A 22,498-nucleotide genomic window follows, 5' to 3' on the forward strand; every position below is an offset into this window, starting at 1 on the left:
CTCCTTCAAAGGCTTGCTGCGGCAAGCCTTTTTCTTTTCAAGAGACGCCTTCCATGACTGAGCCACTGCGCATCGTTTTTGCCGGTACCCCGGAATTTGCCGCCGAACACCTCAAGGCCCTGCTGAACAGCCCTTACGAGATCGTTGCGGTCTACACCCAACCGGATCGTCCGGCCGGTCGCGGGCAAAAACTGATGCCGAGCCCGGTCAAACAGCTCGCGCTGGAAAATAATATCCAGGTGTTGCAGCCGCCGACGTTGCGCAACGCTGACGCTCAAGCCGAGCTGGCCGCGCTGAAGCCGGATTTGCTGGTGGTGGTCGCCTACGGCCTGATCCTGCCGCAAGTGGTGCTGGATATTCCGCGCCTGGGTTGCATCAACAGTCACGCCTCGTTGCTGCCACGCTGGCGCGGTGCGGCGCCGATTCAGCGCGCCGTCGAACACGGTGATGCCGAAAGCGGCGTGACCGTGATGCGCATGGAAGCTGGCCTCGACACCGGGCCGATGCTGCTCAAGGTCGTCACGCCGATCACGGGCGAAGACACTGGCGGCTCCTTGCATGATCGCCTCGCCGAGATGGGCCCGCCGGCCGTGGTGCAAGCGATTGCCGGTCTGGCCGCAGGCACGCTGGAAGGCGAAGTGCAGAACGATGAACTCGCCACTTACGCGCACAAATTGAACAAAGACGAAGCACGTATCGACTGGAGCCGTCCGGCGGTTGAACTGGAGCGACTGGTGCGCGCCTTCAATCCATGGCCGATCACCCACAGCACCCTTAACGGTGAAGCGCTGAAAGTGCTGGCGGCGACCATTGCCGACGGCAACGGCGCGCCGGGTGAAATCCTCAGCGCCAGCAAGGACGGCCTGGTCGTAGCGTGCGGCGAACAGGCGCTGTGCCTGACCCGCCTGCAGTTGCCCGGCGGTAAAGCGCTGAACTTCAGCGATCTGTTCAACAGCCGTCGCGAGAAATTCGCTGTCGGCACGGTGCTCGGCGCAGCGGTGGACGCGCAATGAACCCGCGTCTGGCCGCCGCCAAGGCACTCGCCGCCGTGCTCAGCGGCAAAGCTTCGCTGAACAGTTCGCTGCCGACACAACTGGACAAGGTCGAGGATCGCGATCGCGGTTTCACTCAGGATCTGGCGTTCGGCACCGCGCGCTGGCAACCACGCCTGTCGGCACTGGCGGAAAAACTTCTGCAGAAGCCGTTCAAAACCGCCGACGCCGATGTCGAGGCGTTGCTGCTGGTCGGCCTCTACCAATTGCTCTACACCCGCGTGCCGGCCCACGCCGCCATCGGCGAAACCGTCGGTTGCGCCGACAAGCTGAAAAAACCGTGGGCCAAAGGCCTGCTCAACGCGGTGCTGCGCAACGCTCAGCGCGAAAGCGAGACGATTTTCGCCGAACTCGAGCGCGATCCAGTGGTGCGCACCGCTCACCCGCGCTGGCTGCAGAAATCCCTCAAGGCTTTCTGGCCGGAACAGTGGGAAGCCATCTGCGAAGCGAACAACGCGCATCCGCCGATGATCCTGCGCGTTAATCGTCGCCATCACAGCCGCGACGCTTACCTCGGCTTGCTGACTGAAGCCGGGATTGCCGCGACGCCCTGCGTTTACAGCCGCGACGGCATCATTCTCGAAGCCGCCGCCGACGTGCGCAGCCTGCCGGGTTTCGCCGAAGGCTGGATCAGCGTGCAGGACGAAGCGGCGCAACTGGCCGCCGACCTGCTCGACCTGGCGCCAGGCCAACGCGTGCTCGACGCCTGCTGCGCGCCGGGTGGGAAGACTTGTCACATCCTCGAAGCCGAAGCGGCGCTGGCCGGCGTGGTCGCGGTGGATCTGGAAGCCAAGCGACTGGTGCGAGTGAAGGAAAACCTTGAGCGCCTCGGCCTCAACGCCGAACTGATCGCCGCTGACGGTCGCGACACCGAAAAATGGTGGGACGGCAAACCGTTCCAGCGCATCCTGCTCGACGCGCCGTGCTCGGCCACCGGCGTGATCCGTCGCCATCCGGACATCAAGCTGACCCGTCAGCCGGACGACATCGTCGCCCTCGCGCAACTGCAAGGCGAGCTGCTCGACGCCATGTGGAAAACCCTCGAAGTCGGCGGCATTCTGCTTTACGCCACCTGCTCGACGCTGCCGACCGAGAACACCGAAGTCATCGCCGCGTTTCTTGAGCGCACACCGGGCGCCCGCGAACTGGATCTGGCCACCACGGCCGGGATCAAACAGCCCCATGGTCGCCAATTGCTGGCCCAGCAGGGCGGGCATGACGGGTTCTACTACGCCAAGCTGATCAAGATCGCTGCCGCACGCGGCTAAATGGATTCAATGGAGTGACTGGATGAAAATCATCATCCTCGGGGCAGGGCAGGTCGGCGGTTCGCTGGCTGAGCACCTCGCCAGCGAAGCCAACGACATCACCGTGGTCGACACCGACGGCGAACGCCTGCGCGACCTCGGCGATCGTCTCGACATCCGCACCATTCAGGGCCGAGGCTCGTTACCGACGGTGCTGCGTCAGGCCGGCGCGGACGACGCCGACATGCTGGTGGCGGTGACCAACAGCGACGAAACCAACATGGTCGCCTGCCAGGTCGCCCACACGTTGTTTCACACGCCGACGAAAATCGCCCGGGTGCGCGAAGCTTCGTACCTGACGCGCGAAGAGCAGTTGTTCCAGAACGAAGCGATTCCGGTCGACGTGCTGATCAGCCCCGAACAAGTGGTGACCAATTACATCAAGCGCCTGATCGAATATCCGGGCGCGTTGCAAGTGATCGACTTCGCCGGAGGTCAGGCGCAACTGGTCGCGGTGCGCGCCTATTACGGCGGGCCGCTGGTCGGTCAGCAACTGCGCCAGTTGCGTGAACACATGCCGAATGTCGAAACCCGCGTCGCAGCGATTTTCCGTCGTGACCGGCCGATCTTGCCGCAGGGCGACACGGTGATCGAGGCCGACGATGAAGTCTTCTTCATCGCCGCCCGTGAGAATATTCGCGCAGTGATGAGCGAAATGCGCCGCCTCGACGAAACCTACAAACGCATCGTCATTGCTGGCGGCGGGCAGATCGGTGAGCGCCTGGCCGAGGCCATCGAAAGCCGCTATCAGGTGAAAATTATCGAGATGAACCCGGCGCGCTGCCGCTACCTCTCCGACACCCTCGACAGCACCGTGGTGCTGCAGGGCAGCGCGTCCGACCGCGACTTGCTGCTGGAAGAGAACATCGCCGACGCCGATATCTTCCTCGCGCTGACCAACGATGACGAAGCCAACATCATGTCGTCGCTGCTGGCGAAACGGCTGGGGGCGAAGAAGGTCATGACGATCATCAACAACCCGGCCTACGTCGACCTGATTCAGGGCGGCGACATCGACATCGCCATCAGCCCGCAACTGGCGACCATCGGCACCTTGCTCGCGCACGTGCGCCGTGGCGATATCGTCAGCGTGCACTCACTGCGTCGCGGCGCGGCGGAAGCGATCGAGGCGATTGCCCACGGTGATGCGAAATCGAGCAAGGTGATCGGCAAACCGATCGAGAAGATCGGCCTGCCGCCGGGCACCACGATTGGCGCAGTGATCCGCAACGAACAAGTGATCATCGCCCACGACGACACGGTGATCGAAGCGGGCGACCATGTGATTCTATTCCTTGTGGATAAAAAGCATATTCGTGATGTGGAGAAGCTGTTTCATGTGGGGCTGAGCTTTTTCTGAGGTTGATCGTTCCCACGCTCCGCGTGGAAATGCAGCCCGGGACGCTCTGTCCCAAGAGCGGACGCAGAGCGTCCATTGAGGCATTCCCACGCGGAGCGTGGGAACGATCACTGAAGCGAGGGTGCAAAAATGCTCGAATCCCTGGAAAAAATGCTCGCCAAGGGTGTGGATAACTCCCTGCTGCGCTTCGGCCTGGGCAAGGGCTATCTGGATCTCGGGGAAAACGCCAAGGCTGCCGAGCATTTCGAGCGCTGCGTTGGATTTGATCCGAAGTATTCCGCCGCGTGGAAACTGTTGGGCAAGGCGCAACTGGCGCTGGGCGACACTGCCGCCGCACGTCAGGCGTGGGAACAAGGTCTGGAAGCCGCCCGCGCCCATGGCGACAAGCAGGCCGAGAAGGAAATGACGGTGTTTTTGAAGAAACTCGATCGTCAGGCGCAGTGACGTTCTACAAGTAGCGCAAACCGATGCCTTCGGCGTCGACCGTTACCACTTCCATTCGCACCCGTGGCGCGCCTGTGGGTAAATCCTGAACCTGGCCATAGACGACCGCGCCTTTGGGCAACGACGCCAGGCTCGGATGCTGCACATAGACCCCGGTCGGCGATAGGTTGCGGGTTTGCCCGAGGCATTCGCCGAAGCTGTCGTGGGTGATTTTGATGCGGAAGGATTTGCGTTGTTCGGACATCTTGGTGCGCCCTTTTTGAACGGGTTGTGGATAACTGAAAGAGAAAGATCAAAAGATCGCAGCCTGCGGCAGTTCCTACAAGTTATCCACAGAGTGTGCCAACTTCGTCAGTACCAGCGTTCTTCACCGGGTGGACGCTTTTTGAAGCGTTTCATGCTCCACATGTACTGGCTCGGATAGGCGGCAACGTAGCGCTCGACGACTTTGCTCATCGCTGCGCAGGATTCGGCGGTATCGGTGCTGTACATGGCTTCGGGCGCGGCTTCGAGGATCACTTTGTAGCCAGAGCCGTCCGGCAGGCGCAGCGCATGCAGGAACACGCCGACCGCTTTACCACCGGCCAACATGTTCGGCACGAATTTGCTGGTCAGCGCCTGCGTGGCGAAGAACGGCACGAAGATCCCGGCGGATTCGGCCGGTTCCGGGTCAGCGGGGATGCCCACTGCACCACCTTTGCGCACTTCCTTGATCACGCTGAGGATGCCTTCCTTGGTGGAGGCGGCGACCTTGTTGCCCAGTTGCACGCGCTGTTTGCGCAGCAATTCGTCCACAGCTTTGAGCTTCGGCGGGCGATAGAAAATGATCGGTTTGCACTGGCTGCAATAGAAGTGGTTGAGCACTTCCCAGTTGCCGAGGTGGCTGGTGATGCCGACCACGCCTTTGCCCGAGGCCAAAGCGTCTTTCAGCACGTCGAGGCCTTCGACTTCGCGCACCAGATCGATCGAACGCTGCGCCGGCCAGATCCACGCGCAGGCGCTTTCGGTCAGCGACTTGCCGATGTCTTTCAGGCTCTGCCCGACCAGACGCTCACGTTCGGCCGGATCCATCTGTGGAAAACATTTGGCGAGGTTGATCCGCACCACGTCGCGGGAGCGGTTGGGGGTTTTCCACATGATCCAGCCGATCGCCGAACCCACGGCCTGCACGGCCCGCCATGGCAGCAGGGCAAACAGCCGCAGAGCGCCTACCAGCAAGGCGCCTTTAAACTTTTCCACAGGTCACTCCTGATCTTGTGCGGTGCGCGAGGCGGCCATTCTAACCGGCGTTGACGAGCTGCGCGTAGCGGTCGCAGTCGCGGGTGTGATCCATGACCATGCCCGAAGCCTGCATCAGCGCGTAGCAAATGGTCGGGCCGACGAACGTGAAACCGGCCTTTTTCAGGGCTTTGCTCATCGCCAGTGCTTCGGGGGTGATCGCCGGGACTTCGCTGCGATCCTTGAAATGATTGATGATCGGTTGGTCGTTGACGAACGACCAGAGGAAGGCCACCGGATCCTCAAGCGCCAGCCAGGCCTGGGCATTGCGCCGGGCGGCGTTGAGTTTAAGGCGGTTGCGGATGATCCCCGGATCGAGCATCAATTCGTCGATTTCGGCGTCGCTCATCTGCGCCACGCGCTGCACGTCGAAGCCGAACAGCACCTCGCGATAACGCTCGCGTTTGCGCAGCACGGTGATCCACGACAGCCCAGCCTGGAACCCTTCGAGCAAAAGCAACTCGAACAAACCCTGCGCATCGCGTAGCGGCGTGCCCCACTCCTGATCGTGATAAGCCATGTACAGCGGATCTTCGGTACACCAAAAGCAGCGTGGCATAAGGCTCCAGGGGGTGGAGGTGCGACTGAATCGGGTATACTCCCGCTCTTTAAATCGCAGCCCAAGAAACAGGTGAATTTCGTGAGCCAGCCTACGCCAGCCGTGCGTACCTTCCAAGACTTGATCCTCGCGCTCCAGCAATACTGGGCCGAGCAAGGTTGCGTGGTACTTCAGCCCTACGATATGGAAGTAGGCGCCGGCACTTTCCACACCGCGACCTTCCTCCGTGCCATCGGCCCGGAAACCTGGAACGCCGCTTACGTGCAGCCAAGCCGTCGTCCGACTGACGGCCGTTACGGCGAAAACCCGAACCGTCTGCAGCACTACTATCAGTTCCAGGTCGTGCTGAAGCCGAACCCGGACAACTTCCAGGAACTGTACCTGGGCTCCCTCAAGCATGTCGGCCTGGACCCACTGGTTCACGACATCCGCTTCGTCGAAGACAACTGGGAATCGCCGACCCTCGGCGCCTGGGGTCTGGGCTGGGAAGTCTGGCTGAACGGTATGGAAGTGACGCAGTTCACTTACTTCCAGCAGGCGGGCGGCATCGAGTGCTACCCGGTGACCGGCGAGATCACATACGGTCTTGAGCGTCTGGCCATGTACCTGCAAGGCGTGGATTCGGTCTACGACCTGGTCTGGGCTGACGGCCCGATGGGCAAAGTCACCTACGGCGACGTGTTCCACCAGAACGAAGTGGAGCAGTCCACTTACAACTTCGAACACGCCAACGTCGACAAGCTGTTCGAACTGTTCGACTTCTATGAAAGCGAAGCCAAGCGCCTGATCGAACTCGACCAGCCGCTGCCGTTGCCGAGCTACGAAATGGTGTTGAAGGCCTCGCACACCTTCAACCTGCTGGATGCGCGCCGGGCGATCTCGGTGACCGCGCGTCAGCAATACATTCTGCGCGTACGCACCCTGGCGCGTTCCGTTGCGCAAGCCTATCTGCTGGCACGCGCCAAGCTGGGCTTCCCGATGGCGACCCCGGATCTGCGTGACGAAGTACTGGCCAAGCTGGAGGCAGCACAATGAGTGCGCAAGATTTTCTGGTTGAACTGGGCACCGAAGAACTGCCACCGAAAGCCCTGAACACCCTGGCTGACGCGTTCCTCGCCGGTATCGACAAGGGCCTGCAAGCCGCTGGCCTGAGCTATGAGACTAAAACCGTCTACGCCGCGCCGCGTCGTCTGGCTGTGCTGATCACCGCGCTGGCTACCCAGCAACCGGATCGCAGCATCAACCTCGACGGCCCGCCACGTCAGGCGGCGTTCGACGCTGAAGGTAATCCGACTCAGGCAGCCCTGGGTTTCGCCAAGAAGTGCGGCGTTGATCTGAGCGAAATCGATCAGAGCGGCCCGAAACTGCGTTACAGCCAGAGCATCGCCGGTAAGCCAACCGCAAGCCTGCTGCCGACCATCGTCGAAGATTCACTGAACGACCTGCCGATCCCGAAACGCATGCGTTGGGGTGCGCGCAAGGAAGAGTTCGTGCGTCCGACCCAATGGCTGGTGATGCTGCTCGGTGACCAGGTCATCGACTGTACCATCCTCGCGCAGAAGGCTGGCCGTGATTCCCGTGGTCACCGCTTCCATCACCCGGAAAGCGTGCGCATCGGTTCGCCGTCGAGCTACCTCGCCGACCTGCGTGCCGCTTACGTGCTGGCCGACGCCAACGAGCGTCGCGAGATCATCAGCAAGCGCACCGAAGAGCTGGCCACCCGTCAGGAAGGCACGGCCATCGTGCCGCCGGCGCTGCTCGACGAAGTCACCGCGCTGGTTGAATGGCCGGTGCCGCTGGTGTGCTCGTTCGAGGAACGTTTCCTCGACGTGCCACAAGAAGCGCTGATCACCACCATGCAGGACAACCAGAAGTACTTCTGCCTGCTGGATGCCGACGGCAAGTTGCTGCCACGTTTCATCACTGTGGCCAACATCGAAAGCAAAGACCCGCAGCAGATCATCGCCGGTAACGAGAAAGTGGTTCGCCCACGCCTGACCGACGCCGAGTTCTTCTTCAAGCAAGACAAGAAGCAGAAGCTCGAAGCTTTCAACGATCGCCTGAAAAACGTGGTGTTCCAGGAAAAACTCGGCAGCGTCTACGACAAGGCCGAGCGCGTTTCCAAGCTGGCCGCGTACATCGCCGCGCGCATTGGCGGCAACGCTTCGTGGGCTGCTCGCGCTGGCCTGCTGTCGAAGTGCGACCTCGCCACGGAAATGGTTGGCGAGTTCCCGGAGATGCAAGGTGTCGCCGGTTACTACTACGCCCTCAATGACGGCGAGCCGGAAGACGTCGCGCTGGCGCTGAACGAGCAATACATGCCACGCGGTGCCGGTGCAGAACTACCGGCGACCCTGACCGGTGCAGCCGTCGCCATCGCTGACAAGCTCGACACTCTGGTCGGTATCTTCGGTATCGGCATGCTGCCAACCGGTAGCAAAGACCCGTACGCCCTGCGCCGTGCGGCACTGGGCGTGCTGCGTATCCTCATCGAGAAGAAGCTCGATCTGGACCTGAACGACGCTGTGGCTTTCGCCGTGAATGCGTTCGGTACCAAGGTCAAGGCTGCCGGCCTCAACGAGTCCGTGCTGGAATTCATCTTCGACCGCCTGCGTGCGCGTTATGAAGACGAAGGCGTTGAAGTCGCCACTTACCTGTCGGTACGTGCCCTGAAGCCGGGTTCGGCGCTGGACTTCGATCAGCGTGTGCAAGCGGTTCAGGCCTTCCGCAAACTGCCGGAAGCGGCAGCGCTGGCGGCGGTGAACAAGCGTGTGTCGAACCTGTTGAGCAAACTCGAAGGCGCAGTACCGACCGAGGTACAAGCGAAGTACTTCGACAACGCCAACGAGTTCTCGCTGTACTCGGCGATCCAACAAGCGGATCAAGCGGTACAGCCGATGGCTGCGGCGCGTCAGTACAACGAATCGCTGGCACGCCTGGCGGCATTGCGTGAGCCGGTGGATGCGTTCTTCGACGCGGTGATGGTCAATGCCGACGACGCCAATGTGCGGGCCAACCGTTACGCGCTGCTGGCGCGTCTGCGTGGTCTGTTCCTCGGCGTTGCCGACATTTCGCTGCTGGGTTGAGGGATTGCTGTTGAAACTGCTGATTCTCGATCGGGACGGAGTGATCAATTACGACTCCGACGCTTACATCAAGTCAGTGGCGGAGTGGATTCCGTTGCCCGGCTCGATCGAAGCGATTGCGCAGTTGAGCAAGGCCGGCTGGACGGTGGCGGTGGCCACCAACCAGTCGGGCATTGCTCGCGGCTATTACGACCTCGCCACCCTCGATGCCATGCACGCGCGCTTGCGTGAGCTGGTCGCGGAGCAGGGCGGTGAAGTCGGGCTGATCGTGTACTGCCCGCATGGGCCGGACGAAGGCTGCGATTGCCGCAAGCCGAAACCGGGGATGTTGAAAACCATCGCGGCGCATTACGACGTCGAGCTGACCAATGTCTGGTTCGTCGGCGACAGCCTTGGTGACCTGGAGGCTGCCAAAGCCGTCGATTCACAGCCAGTTTTGGTAAAGACCGGAAAAGGCGAAAAGACTCAGGGCAAAACCCTGCCGGTTGGCACTCTGATTTTTGACGATCTGGCGGCGATTGCCGCAGAACTTATCCACAACTAGAGTACTTCTGAAGTTCCTGACCAGGGATTGATCGGGAGTGCGCTTGAACACTCGGGCATTGCCCCGTCACGGTAAACGTCACTATGTCGATACTGCGGGCCATCAGGATTTTTCTCTTTTACCTGCTGCTGGGCACCACCTCCCTGCTGTGGTGCAGCTTGAGTTTTTTCATCGCGCCGTTTCTGCCGTTCAAGGCGCGTTATCGTTTTATCAACGTGTACTGGTGCCGTTGCGCCTTGTGGCTGACCAAGGTGTTTCTCGGTATCCGCTACGAAATCAAGGGCGCGGCAAACGTGCCTGACCGGCCCTGCGTGATTCAATCGAACCACCAGAGCACTTGGGAGACGTTCTTTCTCTCCGCTTATTTCTCGCCGTTGAGCCAAGTGCTCAAACGCGAACTGCTTTACGTGCCCTTCTTCGGCTGGGCCATGGCCATGTTGCGGCCTATCGCGATTGACCGTGACAACCCGAAAGCTGCACTGAAACAAGTCGCCGCCAAAGGTGACGAGTTGCTCAAGGACAACGTTTGGGTGCTGATCTTTCCGGAAGGCACACGCGTGCCGTTTGGCACTGTCGGCAAGTTCTCCCGCAGTGGCAGCGCTTTGGCGGTGAATGCGGCGCTTCCGGTACTGCCGATTGCACACAATGCCGGCAAATTCTGGCCGAAAGTCGGCTGGGGTAAAAAGTCCGGCGTGATCACTGTGGTCATCGGCGAACCGATGTACGCCGAAGGTACAGGCCCGCGCGCCATTGCCGAGTTGAACGACCGGGTGCAAGCCTGGAACGAGAAGACTCAACGCGAAATGGGCTCTCTGCCACCGGCCCCGCAGGCACCGGTCGCCAATGATCAGATCGCTGTCTGAGATTTTGTGGATAACCTGTGTACGGTTTGTTTGAAAAGGCTTGAATATTGAGATTAAGTAATTGATTTGCTTATATATTTCTCAAGCTCATAAAAGACCGTAAAAGGTGCATAAGTTTTTTTCCGATGTAAAAAAACCGGCTGATATAGCCGGTTTTTTTGTGGCTGATCATTCGTGAATCAGCGGTAACTCCAGCAGGAACGTGGTGCCTTGATCGACCACGCTGCGGCATTCGATTTTACCGCCATGGTGATCAACCACCGCTTTGACCATCGACAGGCCCAGCCCCACACCATCGATGCCTTGGGCGGAGGAAAAACGGCGGTACTGACTGAACAGATCCGGCAATTCATCGGCGGCGATGCCTTTGCCTTGATCGATCAATTCACAGTGCAACCATTCCTCACGGCAACGGACGCGCAGGGTGATCGTGGTGTCGGCCGGGCTGTACTTGATCGCGTTTTCCAGCAGGTTGAACAGCGCGCGGGTCAGCAAGCCTTGATCGGCATTGATCAAACGTTCCTGCGACTCTTCATCCATGTCATGCAGCAGCTCGATGCGTTTCTGCTGGGCAATGGGCAACGCTTGATCCAGCACGTCGAGCACCAGCATCGCGAACAACGTCGGTTGAAATTGGTAAGTCTCAGACTCGGCTCGCGCCAGCAGAACAAAACCGTCGGTCAGATCCAGCGCGCGGCGCACCTGACGTTCGATCTGTTCGAACAACGGCGCATCAGCCCCGGCCTGATGGCGATGCACATCCAGCAAAGCGAGGATCGCCGAGTGTGGCGCGCGCAGGTCGTGGGATAGAAAGCGCAGCAATACGCTGCGTTGTTCTTCCGCCGCGCGTTCGGCACTGAGGTCAGTGAGGCTCAGCAGCCAGCCGATCGGTGTGTCCCCATCCACCGGCAGCAGGGCGGCACGTTCCAGGCGCAGGCTGCGTTCCTTGTGGTCACGGAATTCCAGCAGCGGAAGGGCGGATAACGCTGGACGTGGCTCTGTGGATAATTCCGGATAGCCGAGGCGGGCGAGTTGATCGAGGACGTCGTCGCCCACTAATGCAGTATCGAACAACGCGCGGGCCTTGCGATTGCCCAGCAGGATCTGCCCCTTGGGATCGCTGATCAGGGTGGCGACCGGCAAGTATTCCAAACCGTCTGCGATGAAGCGTCGAGTATCGCGGGTGCGGCTCATGGCTTGCTCGAGGGCCATGATCTGCCCCTGCAAACGATCGGCGCCGGTGAATTGCGTGCGACGGCGTTCGGGGAAAACCTTCGGCTCTCCATCCAGCCGCGTCAGCTCCCAGCCGAAATAAGTCAGCACCACACTCAGGCGCCGCCAGTTCCAGATCAGATAGCCGAACAACATGCCCAACACCGCCGGCGTCGGCGACCACCAGCGACGCATCTCCGCCAGCCCGGCGCTGGTCAGCAGCACGCCGGCCATGCCAACCAACGTTATCCACAACGCCCAGCGCGGACGCCATAACAGCAAACCAAGTACGCACGCCACCAGCCCAACCGAAAGCATGGCTCCCATGACGGGGGTGATATCGCGCAGGTTGATCTGCGCGCGATACGACAACAGCGCAGTCAGCGGCAACAGCACTAGACTTATCCACAACCACTCGCGCACCAGCTGTCGAAACAAGCGCTGCACCTGGCTGGGCTCGCGGCTTTCGTGCCGGCGATTAGTGTTCATTTGGAAAAACGGCAGGGCAGGGTGAATGGTTTCATGGGCCACAGGTCTGAGACGTAGACCCGAAGAATCATAGCGGACGTCGACCAACGGCGGGCTGCTTACTTTCACTGCGAGGGCCGAGCGACTATGGTTGTCCGCCAACTGCCCAAGCAACAAGGAATGACCGCGAATGCGCGTTGCGATTCTGGACGACGAACCCGCCGAACTGCGCCGGGTCGAGCAAACCCTGCAGCAAATGGCCGATGCCGGCGAACAGCCGTGGTCACTGCACAGCTTCGAACGCGGTGAAGACCTGCTGCGCCAACTGCGTCGGGAAACCTTCGACCTGCTGATCCTCGACTGGCAACTGCCCGACCTCACCGGCCTGGCCCTGCTGCGCTGGACCCGCGAACACATGGAAGCGCCACCAGCGGCAATCATGCTCACCAGCCGTGATGGCGAGAGCGATATCGTTCAGGCGTTGAATGCGGGGGCGGATGATTATGTGAGCAAGCCGTTTCGGCCGAATGAATTGAAGGCGCGGGTGGCTGCAGTATTGCGGCGGCACAGCCAGCAACGTGCGGCGGCGACAGAAGTGCTGAGCTTTAATGATCTGACGTTTGATGACGCTGAACTCACCGTCACTCGCGAGGGAAAGCCGATTGTCATGACCGAGCGCGAGTATCGACTGGCGCGGTGTCTGTTCAGCAACCTGGGGAGGCCGTTATCGCGGGATTATCTGTATGAACGGTTTTGGCCGCATGAGGAGATGGCTTCGTCGCGGCCGCTGGATACGCATATCTATCGCCTGCGGAACAAGCTCGGGCTGACGGCGGATCGAGGGTGGCAGCTGTTGACGATTTATGGGTATGGGTATCGGTTGGAGAGTGTGGCGGCAGCGCCCGAGTAAGATCAAAAGATCGCAGCCTTCGGCAGCTCCTACATTGATCTCCTGTAGGAGCTGCCGAAGGCTGCGATCTTTTGATCTGCCAATAAAAAAGGCCAACGCAATGCGTTGGCCTTTTTGTTTGACGCAAACGAGGATCAGAAATCCAGGTTCGAAACCGCCAATGCATTGCTCTCGATGAAGTCACGGCGAGGTTCGACCGCATCACCCATCAGGGTGTTGAAGATCTGGTCTGCGCCGATGGCGTCTTCGATGGTGACTTTCAGCATGCGGCGCACGCTTGGGTCCATGGTGGTTTCCCACAGCTGATCCGGGTTCATTTCGCCCAGACCTTTGTATCGCTGAATGGTGTGGCGCTTGGTGCTTTCAGCCATCAGCCAGTCCAGTGCTTCCTTGAACTCGGTGACTGCTTTCTTGCGCTCGCCGCGCTGGATGTACGCGCCTTCGTCGAGCAGGGTGCTCAGTTGAGCGCCGAGGGTGACGACGGTTTTGTAGTCGTTGCTGCCGAAGAAGTCGCGGTTGAAGGTGACGTAGTTCGACAGGCCGTGGGAGATCAGTTCGACCTCTGGCAGCCACACGCCGCGTTCGCGGTCTTCACGCAGACTGGCCTTGTAGACCAAACCGGATTTTTCCACGGTACGCAGACGCGCTTCGTACTGGGCCAGCCACTCTTGCATCGCTGCGTGGTCGCCGAGCTTTTCCAGGCTCACGGCCGGCAGGTAGATGAAGTGCTCGGTCAGTTCCTGCGGGTACAGGCGCGACAAACGCTTGAGGGTCTTCATCACCATGCGGAAGTCATTCACCAGACGCTCAAGCGCTTCACCGGAAATGCCCGGGGCTTCTTCGTTCAGGTGCAGGCTCGCATCTTCCAGGGCCGACTGCGTCATGTACTCTTCCATGGCGTCGTCGTCTTTGATGTATTGCTCTTGCTTGCCTTTCTTGACCTTGTACAACGGCGGCTGAGCGATGTAGATGTAGCCACGCTCGATCAGCTCCGGCAACTGACGGAAGAAGAAGGTCAGCAGCAGGGTACGGATGTGCGAACCGTCGACGTCAGCATCGGTCATGATGATGATGTTGTGATAGCGCAGCTTGTCGATGTTGTACTCGTCGCGACCGATGCCGCAGCCCAGTGCGGTGATCAAGGTGCCCACTTCCTGGGAAGAGATCATCTTGTCGAAACGGGCTTTCTCGACGTTGAGGATCTTGCCCTTCAACGGCAGGATCGCCTGGGTCTTGCGGTTACGCCCCTGCTTGGCAGAGCCGCCCGCGGAGTCACCTTCCACGAGGTACAGTTCGGAGAGCGCCGGGTCTTTTTCCTGGCAGTCAGCGAGCTTGCCCGGCAGACCGGCGATGTCCAGCGCGCCTTTGCGGCGGGTCATCTCACGGGCTTTACGCGCGGCTTCACGGGCACGGGCAGCGTCGATCATCTTGCCGACGACCAGCTTGGCTTCGTTCGGGTTTTCCAGGAGGAAGTCGGAGAAGTACTTGCCCATTTCCTGTTCGACCGCGGTCTTCACTTCGGAAGAGACCAGCTTGTCTTTGGTCTGCGAGCTGAACTTCGGATCCGGCACCTTCACCGAGATGATCGCAGTCAGGCCTTCACGGGCATCGTCACCGGTGGTGGCGACTTTGTGCTTCTTCGCCAGGCCTTCGGCTTCGATGTAGGTGTTCAGGTTACGCGTCAGTGCCGAACGGAAGCCCACCAGGTGGGTGCCGCCGTCGCGCTGCGGAATGTTGTTGGTGAAGCACAACAGGTTCTCGTTGAAGCTGTCGTTCCACTGCAGGGCGATTTCCACGCCGATGCCGTCTTCACGCTGGATGTTGAAGTGGAACACCTGGTTGACCGCAGTCTTGTTGGTGTTCAGGTATTCAACGAACGCACGCAGGCCGCCTTCGTATTTGAACAGCTCTTCCTTGCCGCTGCGTTCGTCCTTGAGGACGATGCCGACACCGGAGTTGAGGAAGGACAGTTCACGAATACGCTTGGCCAGGATGTCCCAGCTGAAGTGGATATTCTTGAAGGTGTCCGCCGACGGCTTGAAGTGAATCTGGGTGCCGGTGGTTTCGCTGTCGCCAACGATGGCCATCGGTGCCTGAGGCACGCCGTGGACGTAGGTCTGTTCCCAGATCTTGCCGCTGCGGCGAACGGTCAGTACCAGTTCTTCGGACAGCGCGTTCACTACCGAAACACCTACACCGTGCAGACCGCCGGATACTTTGTAGGAGTTGTCGTCGAACTTACCGCCAGCGTGGAGGACGGTCATGATGACCTCGGCGGCGGAAACGCCTTCCTCTTTGTGCACGTCTACCGGGATGCCACGGCCGTTGTCTTTAACGGTGATGGACTCATCCGGGTGGATGATGATGCTGATGTCGTCGCAGTGGCCGGCGAGGGCTTCGTCGATCGAGTTGTCGACCACCTCGAACACCATGTGGTGCAGACCGCTGCCATCGTCGGTGTCACCAATGTACATACCGGGACGTTTGCGTACGGCATCCAGGCCTTTCAGCACTTTAATGCTCGTTGAGTCGTACGTATTTTCTTCGCTCAATGCCTTCACTCCCGATGGTCGTGGGTCTGGGTGATACGGCCCTGTTCCACGTGGAACAAAGCGACTGGCGTTTCCGTCTGCCAGCCTTCCCTCAATAATTCGTGATCTACACAGGTGATAAACACCTGGCAGCGTAAGTCTTCCAGCAAACGGCACAGCGCGCGGCGGTGGTTCTCGTCCAGTTCGGACGGCAGGTCATCCACCAGATAAATACACTGACCGCGTCGGGCCTGGCTGACCAAGTGCCCTTGGGCAATCCGCAGTGCACAGACCACCAACTTCTGCTGACCCCGGGACAAAATGTCCGCGGCGTTGTGTGCGCCCAATCTAAGACGCAAATCAGCGCGTTGCGGTCCGGCCTGGGTATGACCCATTTGCTGATCCCGTTGCAGGGATCCAGCCAGTACGGCGCTCAATTCCCGGTCTTTGTCCCAGCCTCGGTAATAGCTGAGCGTCAAACCTTCGAGCTCAACCAGTTCGCTCAAGGTTTGTTCAAAGACTGGTTTCAAGGCTTTGATGTAAGCGCGGCGGTATTCATCGATTTCAGCGCTGGCCTGGCACAGTTCCCTGTCCCAAACCGCTTGCGAAACGGCGTCAAGTGTACCATGCCGCAGCCAGGAGTTTCTCTGGCGCAAGGCCTTCTGCAAACGCTGCCAGGTAGCCATGAAACGCGGCTCAACGTGGAACACGCCCCAGTCGAGAAACTGCCGGCGAATCTTCGGCGCGCCTTCAAGCAGGCGGAAGCTGTCGGGGTTGATCAACTGCAGCGGCAGGATCTCCGCAAGTTGCGCAGCGCTGCGGGCGTTCTGCCCGTCGATGCGAATCTGGAACTCGCCCTGACGATCGCGCGAGATGCCCAAAGCGCTATGGCCACCCTCGGCCAATTCGACCTGACCGAACACGGTACAGGCGAGTTGTTCGTACTGGATGACCGGCAACAGACGCGTACTACGAAACGAACGGGCAAGCCCCAGCAGATGAATGGCTTCCAGAACACTGGTTTTGCCGCTGCCGTTAGCGCCGTAAAGAATGTTGATGCGGGGGGAGGGGGAGAAGGTCACCGGGTGCAGATTGCGCACCGCGGTGACCGAAACACGACTTAAGGACATCCAGGGTCAGCTGATTACAGACGCATCGGCATGACAACGTAAGCCGAGTCGTCGTTGTCGGACTCTTGCACCAGCGCACTGCTGTTGGAGTCGGACAAAATCAGGCGAACCTGCTCGGTGGTCATCACGCCCAGCACGTCGAGCAGATAGCTCACGTTAAAGCCGATTTCCAGGGAGCCGCCGTTGTATTCAACGCCCACTTCTTCTTCCGCTTCTTCCTGCTCCGGGTTGTTGGCCTGGATCTTCAACTGCCCGTTGGCCAGTTGCAGACGGATACCGCGGTATTTCTCGTTGGACAGAATCGCGGTACGGCTGAACGCTTCACGCAGCGCTTGGCGATCGCCCAATACCAGCTTGTCGCCGCCCTTCGGCAGAACACGCTCGTAGTCCGGGAATTTACCGTCGACCAGTTTCGAGGTGAAGGTGAATTCGCCGGTGGTCGCGCGAATGTGATGCTGACCCAGGACGATGCTGACGTTGCCGTCCGGCTCGGTGAGCAGACGTGCCAGTTCGAGAATACCTTTGCGCGGCACGATCACCTGATGGCGATCCGGCTGACCGATATCGGCTTTCATCGAGCACATGGCCAGACGGTGACCGTCGGTGGCCACGGCGCGGATGATGCCTTCAGACACTTCCAGCAGCATGCCGTTGAGGTAATAACGCACGTCCTGCTGGGCCATGGCGAAGCTGGTGCGTTCGATCAAGCGACGCAGTTTGCTCTGCTCGAGGCTGCAGGTCAGCGAACCCGGGCCTTCTTCAACGGTCGGGAAGTCGTTGGCAGGCAGGGTCGACAGGGTGAAACGGCTACGGCCGGCCTTGACCACCAGCTTCTGCTCGTCGACTTTAATGTCGATCAGCGCATCGTTGGGCAGGCTTTTGCAGATGTCCATCAGCTTGCGCGCAGGCACGGTGATGGAACCTGTTTCCGCAGGCTCTTCAAGTTGCACACGACCGACCAGCTCGACCTCAAGGTCGGTACCGGTCAGCGACAGTTGCTGGCCTTCGACTACCAACAGCACGTTGGACAGTACCGGCAAGGTCTGTCGACGCTCGACGACGCCTGCGACCAGTTGCAGGGGTTTCAACAGGGCTTCGCGTTGAATGGTGAAATGCATGGTCTAGTCCCTTGCCTTAATAAGCTGCGCTGGTGTTCATCAAGTGGTCAGTGTACGCAGCAGGTTCTTGTAGTCCTCGCGGATGTCCGCGTCGGATTCCTTAAGTTCGTTGATCTTGCGGCAGGCGTGCAACACGGTGGTGTGGTCGCGGCCGCCAAACACATCGCCGATTTCCGGCAGGCTGTGGTTGGTCAATTCCTTGGACAACGCCATCGCCACCTGACGCGGACGTGCGACCGAGCGCGAACGGCGCTTGGACAGCAAGTCGGAGATCTTGATCTTGTAGTACTCGGCGACGGTGCGCTGAATGTTATCCACAGAGACCAGTTTGTCCTGCAACGCCAACAGGTCTTTCAGGGATTCGCGAATCAGCTCGATGGTGATGTCGCGGCCCATGAAGTGCGAGTGGGCGATCACGCGTTTCAGCGCGCCTTCCAGCTCACGGACGTTGGAACGAATACGCTGGGCGATGAAGAACGCGGCGTCGTGCGGCAAGTCGACTTTGGCCTGATCGGCCTTTTTCATCAAGATCGCCACGCGGGTTTCCAGTTCCGGCGGCTCGACGGCAACCGTCAGGCCCCAGCCAAACCGGGATTTAAGGCGCTCTTCAAGGCCTTCGATTTCTTTCGGATAGCGGTCACTGGTGAGAATGACCTGCTGGCCACCTTCAAGCAGCGCGTTGAAGGTGTGGAAAAACTCTTCCTGCGAACGCTCTTTACGGGCGAAGAACTGAATGTCATCGATGAGCAGCGCATCCACCGAACGGTAGAAACGCTTGAACTCGTTGATCGCGTTCAGCTGCAGCGCCTTGACCATGTCGGCCACGAAACGCTCGGAATGCAGGTACACGACCTTGGCATTCGGGTTCTTCTTTAATAGATGGTTACCCACCGCGTGCATCAAGTGAGTTTTACCCAGGCCAACGCCACCATAAAGGAAGAGTGGGTTGTAGCCGTGCTTCGGGTTATCCGCCACTTGCCAGGCCGCCGCGCGGGCGAGCTGGTTGGATTTACCTTCGACGAAATTCTCGAAGGTGAACGTACGGTTCAGGTAGCTGGTGTGCTTGAGCGCACCTTCGACTTGCACAGTGCGTTGCTCGGCGCGAACCGGGGCCTGCTGCGAAGAGGCGCCGGACATCGGATCGAAGCTGTCGCGAGACGGTTCATCGCTGACTTCCGGGCTTTTCTGCGTCGAGCGCTTGGCGCTCGGTGCTGGCGTCTGAGTCGGCGCTGGCGTGTTCACCGGGGCAGCATTCGCTTGCGCCTGGGAAGCTTGCGCTGCCGCCAGTGGCGCATTCGGTGCGGCACGCGGTGCCGAGCTGCGTTTGCTGCCTATTAATAAGGAAAGCGCAGGCGCCATGCCGTTGCCGTGCTCATCCAGCAGTTCAAGGACGCGCCCCAGGTACTTTTCGTTGACCCAGTCCAGAACAAAACGGTTCGGTGCGTAGACGCGCAACTCGTCGCCTTCGGCTTCGACCTGTAGTGGACGGATCCAGGTGTTGAATTGTTGGGCAGGCAGCTCCTCGCGCAAAAGCTCCACGCACTGCTGCCAAAGTTCCACTGACACGGATATCCCCTAAGTTGAAAGCCGGTGAGGCAAAAACAAGCGGCCATTGTAGCGGCGAGCCGCCCACTTATCCACATGCAGGTTGCCCGGTGAACATGATTTATCAATGCGTTAAACCAAAAAAAGGCGACCAACGGTGTGTGAATAAGCTCTGTGGATAACCACCCCTGAGGGCACTGGACAACTGGGGGTTGAACTCGGTGGATAACCTGCCTGTGGATAACAGGCCATTCCACGCACAGGTTATCCGACAGTGCAGCACAGGCTGAACACGGTTTTCCACTGTAGTTGTCATTCTCTGTACATCACGTGAAATAAGGGCTCTTGGCACTTATCCACAGAAGATGACGGCCCTAGCTTTTATAAGCTTTACAAAAAAGCTTTAAATAAGTCCCTTCTTTATTTTTATGTTTGGCAGACAGGCTTTCAGCCACAGAGGCCTCCGAGATCTATTTATAAGGAAACGCTGGTTGGAAATTGACCTGAGGGCTTGCTTTCTCTAGAATCCCCGGTCTCTTAAAACGGGGGCCATTCCGGCCCGTTGTGGACGAACCAGGTAACACGACAATGAAACGTACTTTCCAACCAAGCACTATCAAACGCGCCCGTACTCACGGCTTCCGTGCTCGCATGGCTACCAAGAACGGCCGTGCTGTCCTGTCGCGTCGCCGCGCCAAAGGTCGTGCGCGTCTGGCAGTTTGATAATCCGGTACTGGAGGTGAGTCAGGACTTCAGTCGGGAAAAGCGTCTGCTTACCCCCCGGCATTTCAAGGCAGTCTTTGACTCCCCTACCGGCAAGGTTCCGGGGAAAAATCTCCTGCTCCTTGCACGCAACAACGATCTTGATCACCCCCGTCTCGGGCTGGTTATCGGGAAAAAGAGCGTAAAGCTCTCCGTTGAGCGCAATCGCCTCAAACGTTTGATGCGCGAATCGTTTCGTCTGCACCAGGATTCACTGGTCGGCTGGGACATCGTTATCGTCGCGCGCAAAGGTCTTGGCGATGTAGAAAACCCCGAATTGATTCAGCATTTCGGCAAGCTCTGGAAGCGTCTGGCACGCAGCAAGCCAGTTCCAGAAGTCAAAACCGAAACTGTAGGGGTAGACAGTCCTGATGCGTAAACTGGCCCTCGTTCCGATCCAGTTTTATCGCTATGCCATTAGTCCTTTGATGGCCAGCCACTGTCGTTTCTACCCCAGTTGTTCCTGCTACGCGTATGAAGCCATTGAAAATCATGGCCTTCTGCGCGGTGGCTGGCTGACCTTTCGTCGTTTAGGTCGCTGTCATCCGTGGAATCCCGGTGGTTATGACCCGGTTCCACCTATCCCTACCTCCCGTTCTTCTTCGATGGCCGAGTAATCATGGATATCAAACGCACGATCCTGATCGTCGCCCTGGCAATCGTGGCCTACGTTATGGTTCTTAAATGGAACCAGGACTATGGTCAGGCTGCTTTGCCGACTCAGAATGTTGCTTCCAGTACGACTACATCCGGTTTGCCGGACACCGCCACTGGCAATAATGCTGCCGCCAGTGACGATATTCCGCGCGCCGCTAGCGATACCAGCGCACCTGCCGAAACACCGGTAGCCGCCAGCAAGGATCTGATCCAGATCAAAACCGACGTGCTCGATCTCGCGATCGATCCACAAGGTGGTGATGTTGCTCAACTGACCTTGCCTCTGTATCCACGTCGTCAGGATCGTCCTGATGTTCCGTTCCAGCTGTTCGATAACGGCGGCGAACGTATTTATCTGGCCCAAAGCGGTCTGATCGGCACCAACGGCCCGGACGCAAACCCGGCCGGTCGTCCGGTCTACTCCTCGGAGAAGAAGACTTATCAACTGGCTGACGGTCAGGACCAATTGGTCGTAGACCTGAAGTTCAGCAAGGACGGCGTCAATTACATCAAGCGTTTCACCCTGAAACGCGGCCTGTACGACGTAGCCGTTTCCTACATTGTGGATAACCAGAGCGCTCAGCCCTGGAACGGCGCAATGTTTGCTCAGTTGAAGCGTGATAACAGCGCTGACCCTTCGTCCACCACTGCTACTGGCACCGCGACTTACCTGGGCGCTGCCCTGTGGACAAGTTCGGAGCCGTACAAGAAAGTGTCCATGAAGGACATGGACAAGGCGCAGCTGAAAGAAACCGTCACCGGTGGTTGGGTAGCCTGGCTGCAACACTACTTCGTGACCGCGTGGATTCCGGCGAAGGGCGAAAACAACGTCGTTCAGACCCGTAAAGACAGCAAAGGCAACTACATCATCGGTTACACCGGTCCAACACTGACCGCTGCACCAGGTGCCAAAGTTGAAACCAGCGCTGTGCTGTACGCCGGTCCGAAAAGCCAGGCTGTGCTGAAGCAGTTGTCCCCAGGTCTGGAACTGACCGTCGACTACGGCATTCTGTGGTTCATTGCTCAACCGATCTTCTGGTTGCTGCAACACATCCACGCGATTGTTGGTAACTGGGGCTGGTCGATCATCTTCCTGACCATGCTGATCAAGGGTCTTTTCTTCCCTCTGTCGGCTGCCAGCTACAAATCGATGGCGCGTATGCGTGCCGTTGCACCGAAACTGGCTGCACTGAAAGAACAACATGGCGATGACCGGCAGAAAATGTCGCAAGCCATGATGGAGCTGTACAAGAAAGAGAAGATCAATCCGCTGGGTGGTTGCTTGCCAATCCTCGTGCAGATGCCGGTTTTCCTTTCGCTGTACTGGGTTCTGCTGGAAAGCGTGGAAATGCGCCAGGCGCCGTTCATGCTGTGGATCACTGACCTGTCGATCAAGGATCCGTTCTTCATTCTGCCGATCATCATGGGCGCAACCATGTTTATCCAGCAGCAGTTGAACCCGACTCCTCCGGATCCGATGCAGGCGAAGGTCATGAAAATGATGCCAATCATCTTCACCTTCTTCTTCCTGTGGTTCCCGGCTGGTCTGGTGCTGTACTGGGTTGTGAACAACTGCCTGTCCATCACCCAACAGTGGTACATCACACGTAAGATCGAACGGGCTACCAAAGCAGCCGCTTGATTTACACTGTGGATAACCACTCAAAACGCC

At 59.1% G+C, this 22,498-nt stretch carries 21 protein-coding genes; 13 read left to right on the top strand and 8 right to left on the bottom strand.

Annotated elements, in window-relative coordinates; translation table 11 throughout:
• Positions 1 to 53 precede the first annotated feature (53 nt).
• The 4 genes from fmt to QMX93_RS00135 all read left to right on the top strand — a co-directional run bounded on the left by fmt (position 54) and on the right by QMX93_RS00135 (position 4,163).
• Complete coding sequence (gene fmt / locus QMX93_RS00120; RefSeq protein WP_282351228.1) at positions 54 to 1,013, top strand: methionyl-tRNA formyltransferase; 960 nt, start codon at positions 54 to 56, stop codon at positions 1,011 to 1,013.
• Positions 1,010 to 2,320, top strand: coding sequence for a 16S rRNA (cytosine(967)-C(5))-methyltransferase RsmB (rsmB, locus tag QMX93_RS00125; protein WP_212545436.1), 1,311 nt, complete (start codon positions 1,010 to 1,012; stop codon positions 2,318 to 2,320). Before fmt ends, rsmB begins: the two co-directional genes overlap by 4 nt.
• Before the next feature lie 22 nt (positions 2,321 to 2,342).
• On the top strand, positions 2,343 to 3,719 hold the full coding sequence (trkA, locus tag QMX93_RS00130; RefSeq protein WP_053125322.1) for a Trk system potassium transporter TrkA: 1,377 nt from the start codon (positions 2,343 to 2,345) through the stop codon (positions 3,717 to 3,719).
• A 129-nt stretch (positions 3,720 to 3,848) separates the two neighbouring features.
• Positions 3,849 to 4,163: a tetratricopeptide repeat protein gene (locus QMX93_RS00135; protein ID WP_282351231.1), complete on the top strand. Its 315-nt coding sequence runs from the start codon at positions 3,849 to 3,851 to the stop codon at positions 4,161 to 4,163.
• 4 nt (positions 4,164 to 4,167) lie between these two features.
• Here QMX93_RS00135 and QMX93_RS00140 read toward each other — a convergent pair whose 3' ends face one another.
• The 3 genes from QMX93_RS00140 to QMX93_RS00150 form a co-directional block, all read right to left on the bottom strand.
• Positions 4,168 to 4,407, bottom strand: coding sequence for a PilZ domain-containing protein (locus QMX93_RS00140; protein WP_282351233.1), 240 nt, complete (start codon positions 4,405 to 4,407; stop codon positions 4,168 to 4,170).
• A 107-nt stretch (positions 4,408 to 4,514) separates the two neighbouring features.
• Positions 4,515 to 5,402, bottom strand: a complete 888-nt coding sequence (locus QMX93_RS00145; protein ID WP_008084359.1) for a lysophospholipid acyltransferase — start codon at positions 5,400 to 5,402, stop codon at positions 4,515 to 4,517.
• 40 nt (positions 5,403 to 5,442) lie between these two features.
• Positions 5,443 to 6,000 carry a DNA-3-methyladenine glycosylase I gene (locus QMX93_RS00150; protein WP_212545435.1) on the bottom strand — a complete coding sequence of 186 codons (558 nt, stop codon included), beginning with the start codon at positions 5,998 to 6,000 and terminating at the stop codon, positions 5,443 to 5,445.
• Positions 6,001 to 6,081: 81 nt separating this feature from the next.
• On the opposite strand from QMX93_RS00150, the gene glyQ reads away from it, so the two are divergent.
• The 4 genes from glyQ (at position 6,082) to QMX93_RS00170 (ending at position 10,493) form a co-directional block, all read left to right on the top strand.
• A complete protein-coding gene (gene glyQ, locus QMX93_RS00155) occupies positions 6,082 to 7,035 on the top strand; it encodes a glycine--tRNA ligase subunit alpha (protein ID WP_025112261.1) in 954 nt (317 codons plus the stop codon).
• Entirely contained in the window at positions 7,032 to 9,086 is a 2,055-nt protein-coding gene (gene glyS, locus QMX93_RS00160) for a glycine--tRNA ligase subunit beta (RefSeq protein ID WP_053125315.1), read from the top strand. Before glyQ ends, glyS begins: the two co-directional genes overlap by 4 nt.
• 4 nt (positions 9,087 to 9,090) lie before the next feature.
• Entirely contained in the window at positions 9,091 to 9,630 is a 540-nt protein-coding gene (gmhB, locus tag QMX93_RS00165) for a D-glycero-beta-D-manno-heptose 1,7-bisphosphate 7-phosphatase (protein ID WP_282351245.1), read from the top strand.
• Positions 9,631 to 9,713: 83 nt separating this feature from the next.
• Complete coding sequence (locus tag QMX93_RS00170) at positions 9,714 to 10,493, top strand: lysophospholipid acyltransferase family protein (protein WP_282351247.1); 780 nt, start codon at positions 9,714 to 9,716, stop codon at positions 10,491 to 10,493.
• Positions 10,494 to 10,661: 168 nt separating this feature from the next.
• Here QMX93_RS00170 and QMX93_RS00175 read toward each other — a convergent pair whose 3' ends face one another.
• Complete coding sequence (locus QMX93_RS00175; protein ID WP_282351248.1) at positions 10,662 to 12,194, bottom strand: ATP-binding protein; 1,533 nt, start codon at positions 12,192 to 12,194, stop codon at positions 10,662 to 10,664.
• 169 nt (positions 12,195 to 12,363) lie between these two features.
• Between QMX93_RS00175 and QMX93_RS00180 the strand changes: the two genes are divergently transcribed.
• On the top strand, positions 12,364 to 13,083 hold the full coding sequence (locus QMX93_RS00180; RefSeq protein WP_159813443.1) for a response regulator transcription factor: 720 nt from the start codon (positions 12,364 to 12,366) through the stop codon (positions 13,081 to 13,083).
• 134 nt (positions 13,084 to 13,217) lie between these two features.
• On the opposite strand, the gene gyrB is transcribed toward QMX93_RS00180, so the two are convergent.
• From gyrB to dnaA, 4 genes are read right to left on the bottom strand one after another with little or no spacing between them, the layout of a single operon-like run.
• Positions 13,218 to 15,635, bottom strand: a complete 2,418-nt coding sequence (gyrB, locus tag QMX93_RS00185; RefSeq protein WP_008084382.1) for a DNA topoisomerase (ATP-hydrolyzing) subunit B — start codon at positions 15,633 to 15,635, stop codon at positions 13,218 to 13,220.
• A 5-nt stretch (positions 15,636 to 15,640) separates the two neighbouring features.
• The gene (recF, locus tag QMX93_RS00190) at positions 15,641 to 16,744 is read right to left on the bottom strand and encodes a DNA replication/repair protein RecF (protein WP_053125303.1); all 1,104 of its coding nucleotides are present in this window, start codon (positions 16,742 to 16,744) and stop codon (positions 15,641 to 15,643) included.
• 14 nt (positions 16,745 to 16,758) lie between these two features.
• Positions 16,759 to 17,862 (bottom strand): DNA polymerase III subunit beta, encoded by a 1,104-nt coding sequence (gene dnaN, locus QMX93_RS00195; RefSeq protein ID WP_053125301.1) that lies wholly within the window; start codon positions 17,860 to 17,862, stop codon positions 16,759 to 16,761.
• A 39-nt stretch (positions 17,863 to 17,901) separates the two neighbouring features.
• The gene (gene dnaA, locus QMX93_RS00200) at positions 17,902 to 19,428 is read right to left on the bottom strand and encodes a chromosomal replication initiator protein DnaA (protein WP_282351255.1); all 1,527 of its coding nucleotides are present in this window, start codon (positions 19,426 to 19,428) and stop codon (positions 17,902 to 17,904) included.
• Positions 19,429 to 19,995: 567 nt separating this feature from the next.
• Between dnaA and rpmH the strand changes: the two genes are divergently transcribed.
• Genes rpmH through yidC form a run of 4 tightly spaced genes read left to right on the top strand, consistent with a single transcriptional unit; the run spans position 19,996 to position 22,468 of the window.
• Positions 19,996 to 20,130 carry a 50S ribosomal protein L34 gene (gene rpmH / locus QMX93_RS00205; RefSeq protein ID WP_003213577.1) on the top strand — a complete coding sequence of 45 codons (135 nt, stop codon included), beginning with the start codon at positions 19,996 to 19,998 and terminating at the stop codon, positions 20,128 to 20,130.
• Positions 20,131 to 20,146: 16 nt separating this feature from the next.
• Positions 20,147 to 20,548 (top strand): ribonuclease P protein component, encoded by a 402-nt coding sequence (gene rnpA, locus QMX93_RS00210; RefSeq protein WP_042704971.1) that lies wholly within the window; start codon positions 20,147 to 20,149, stop codon positions 20,546 to 20,548.
• Positions 20,541 to 20,786, top strand: a complete 246-nt coding sequence (yidD, locus tag QMX93_RS00215; protein WP_010465488.1) for a membrane protein insertion efficiency factor YidD — start codon at positions 20,541 to 20,543, stop codon at positions 20,784 to 20,786. Before rnpA ends, yidD begins: the two co-directional genes overlap by 8 nt.
• Positions 20,787 to 20,788: 2 nt before the next feature.
• A complete protein-coding gene (yidC, locus tag QMX93_RS00220; RefSeq protein ID WP_282351257.1) occupies positions 20,789 to 22,468 on the top strand; it encodes a membrane protein insertase YidC in 1,680 nt (559 codons plus the stop codon).
• Positions 22,469 to 22,498 lie beyond the last annotated feature (30 nt).

This window comes from Pseudomonas sp. PS01303, assembly GCF_029959385.1.
Taxonomy (GTDB): Bacteria; Pseudomonadota; Gammaproteobacteria; order Pseudomonadales; family Pseudomonadaceae; genus Aquipseudomonas; species Aquipseudomonas rustica.

Excerpts from the sequence above, each read along its gene's own strand:
- fmt (WP_282351228.1), top strand. The coding sequence starts at position 54 with ATGACTGAGCCACTGCGCATCGTTTTTGCCGGTACCCCGGAATTTGCC.
- rsmB (WP_212545436.1), top strand. The coding sequence starts at position 1,010 with ATGAACCCGCGTCTGGCCGCCGCCAAGGCACTCGCCGCCGTGCTCAGC.
- trkA (WP_053125322.1), top strand. The coding sequence starts at position 2,343 with ATGAAAATCATCATCCTCGGGGCAGGGCAGGTCGGCGGTTCGCTGGCT.
- QMX93_RS00135 (WP_282351231.1), top strand. The coding sequence starts at position 3,849 with ATGCTCGAATCCCTGGAAAAAATGCTCGCCAAGGGTGTGGATAACTCC.
- QMX93_RS00140 (WP_282351233.1), bottom strand. The coding sequence starts at position 4,407 with ATGTCCGAACAACGCAAATCCTTCCGCATCAAAATCACCCACGACAGC.
- QMX93_RS00150 (WP_212545435.1), bottom strand. The coding sequence starts at position 6,000 with ATGCCACGCTGCTTTTGGTGTACCGAAGATCCGCTGTACATGGCTTAT.
- glyS (WP_053125315.1), top strand. The coding sequence starts at position 7,032 with ATGAGTGCGCAAGATTTTCTGGTTGAACTGGGCACCGAAGAACTGCCA.
- QMX93_RS00170 (WP_282351247.1), top strand. The coding sequence starts at position 9,714 with ATGTCGATACTGCGGGCCATCAGGATTTTTCTCTTTTACCTGCTGCTG.
- QMX93_RS00175 (WP_282351248.1), bottom strand. The coding sequence starts at position 12,194 with ATGAACACTAATCGCCGGCACGAAAGCCGCGAGCCCAGCCAGGTGCAG.
- QMX93_RS00180 (WP_159813443.1), top strand. The coding sequence starts at position 12,364 with ATGCGCGTTGCGATTCTGGACGACGAACCCGCCGAACTGCGCCGGGTC.
- recF (WP_053125303.1), bottom strand. The coding sequence starts at position 16,744 with ATGTCCTTAAGTCGTGTTTCGGTCACCGCGGTGCGCAATCTGCACCCG.
- dnaN (WP_053125301.1), bottom strand. The coding sequence starts at position 17,862 with ATGCATTTCACCATTCAACGCGAAGCCCTGTTGAAACCCCTGCAACTG.
- rpmH (WP_003213577.1), top strand. The coding sequence starts at position 19,996 with ATGAAACGTACTTTCCAACCAAGCACTATCAAACGCGCCCGTACTCAC.
- yidD (WP_010465488.1), top strand. The coding sequence starts at position 20,541 with ATGCGTAAACTGGCCCTCGTTCCGATCCAGTTTTATCGCTATGCCATT.
- yidC (WP_282351257.1), top strand. The coding sequence starts at position 20,789 with ATGGATATCAAACGCACGATCCTGATCGTCGCCCTGGCAATCGTGGCC.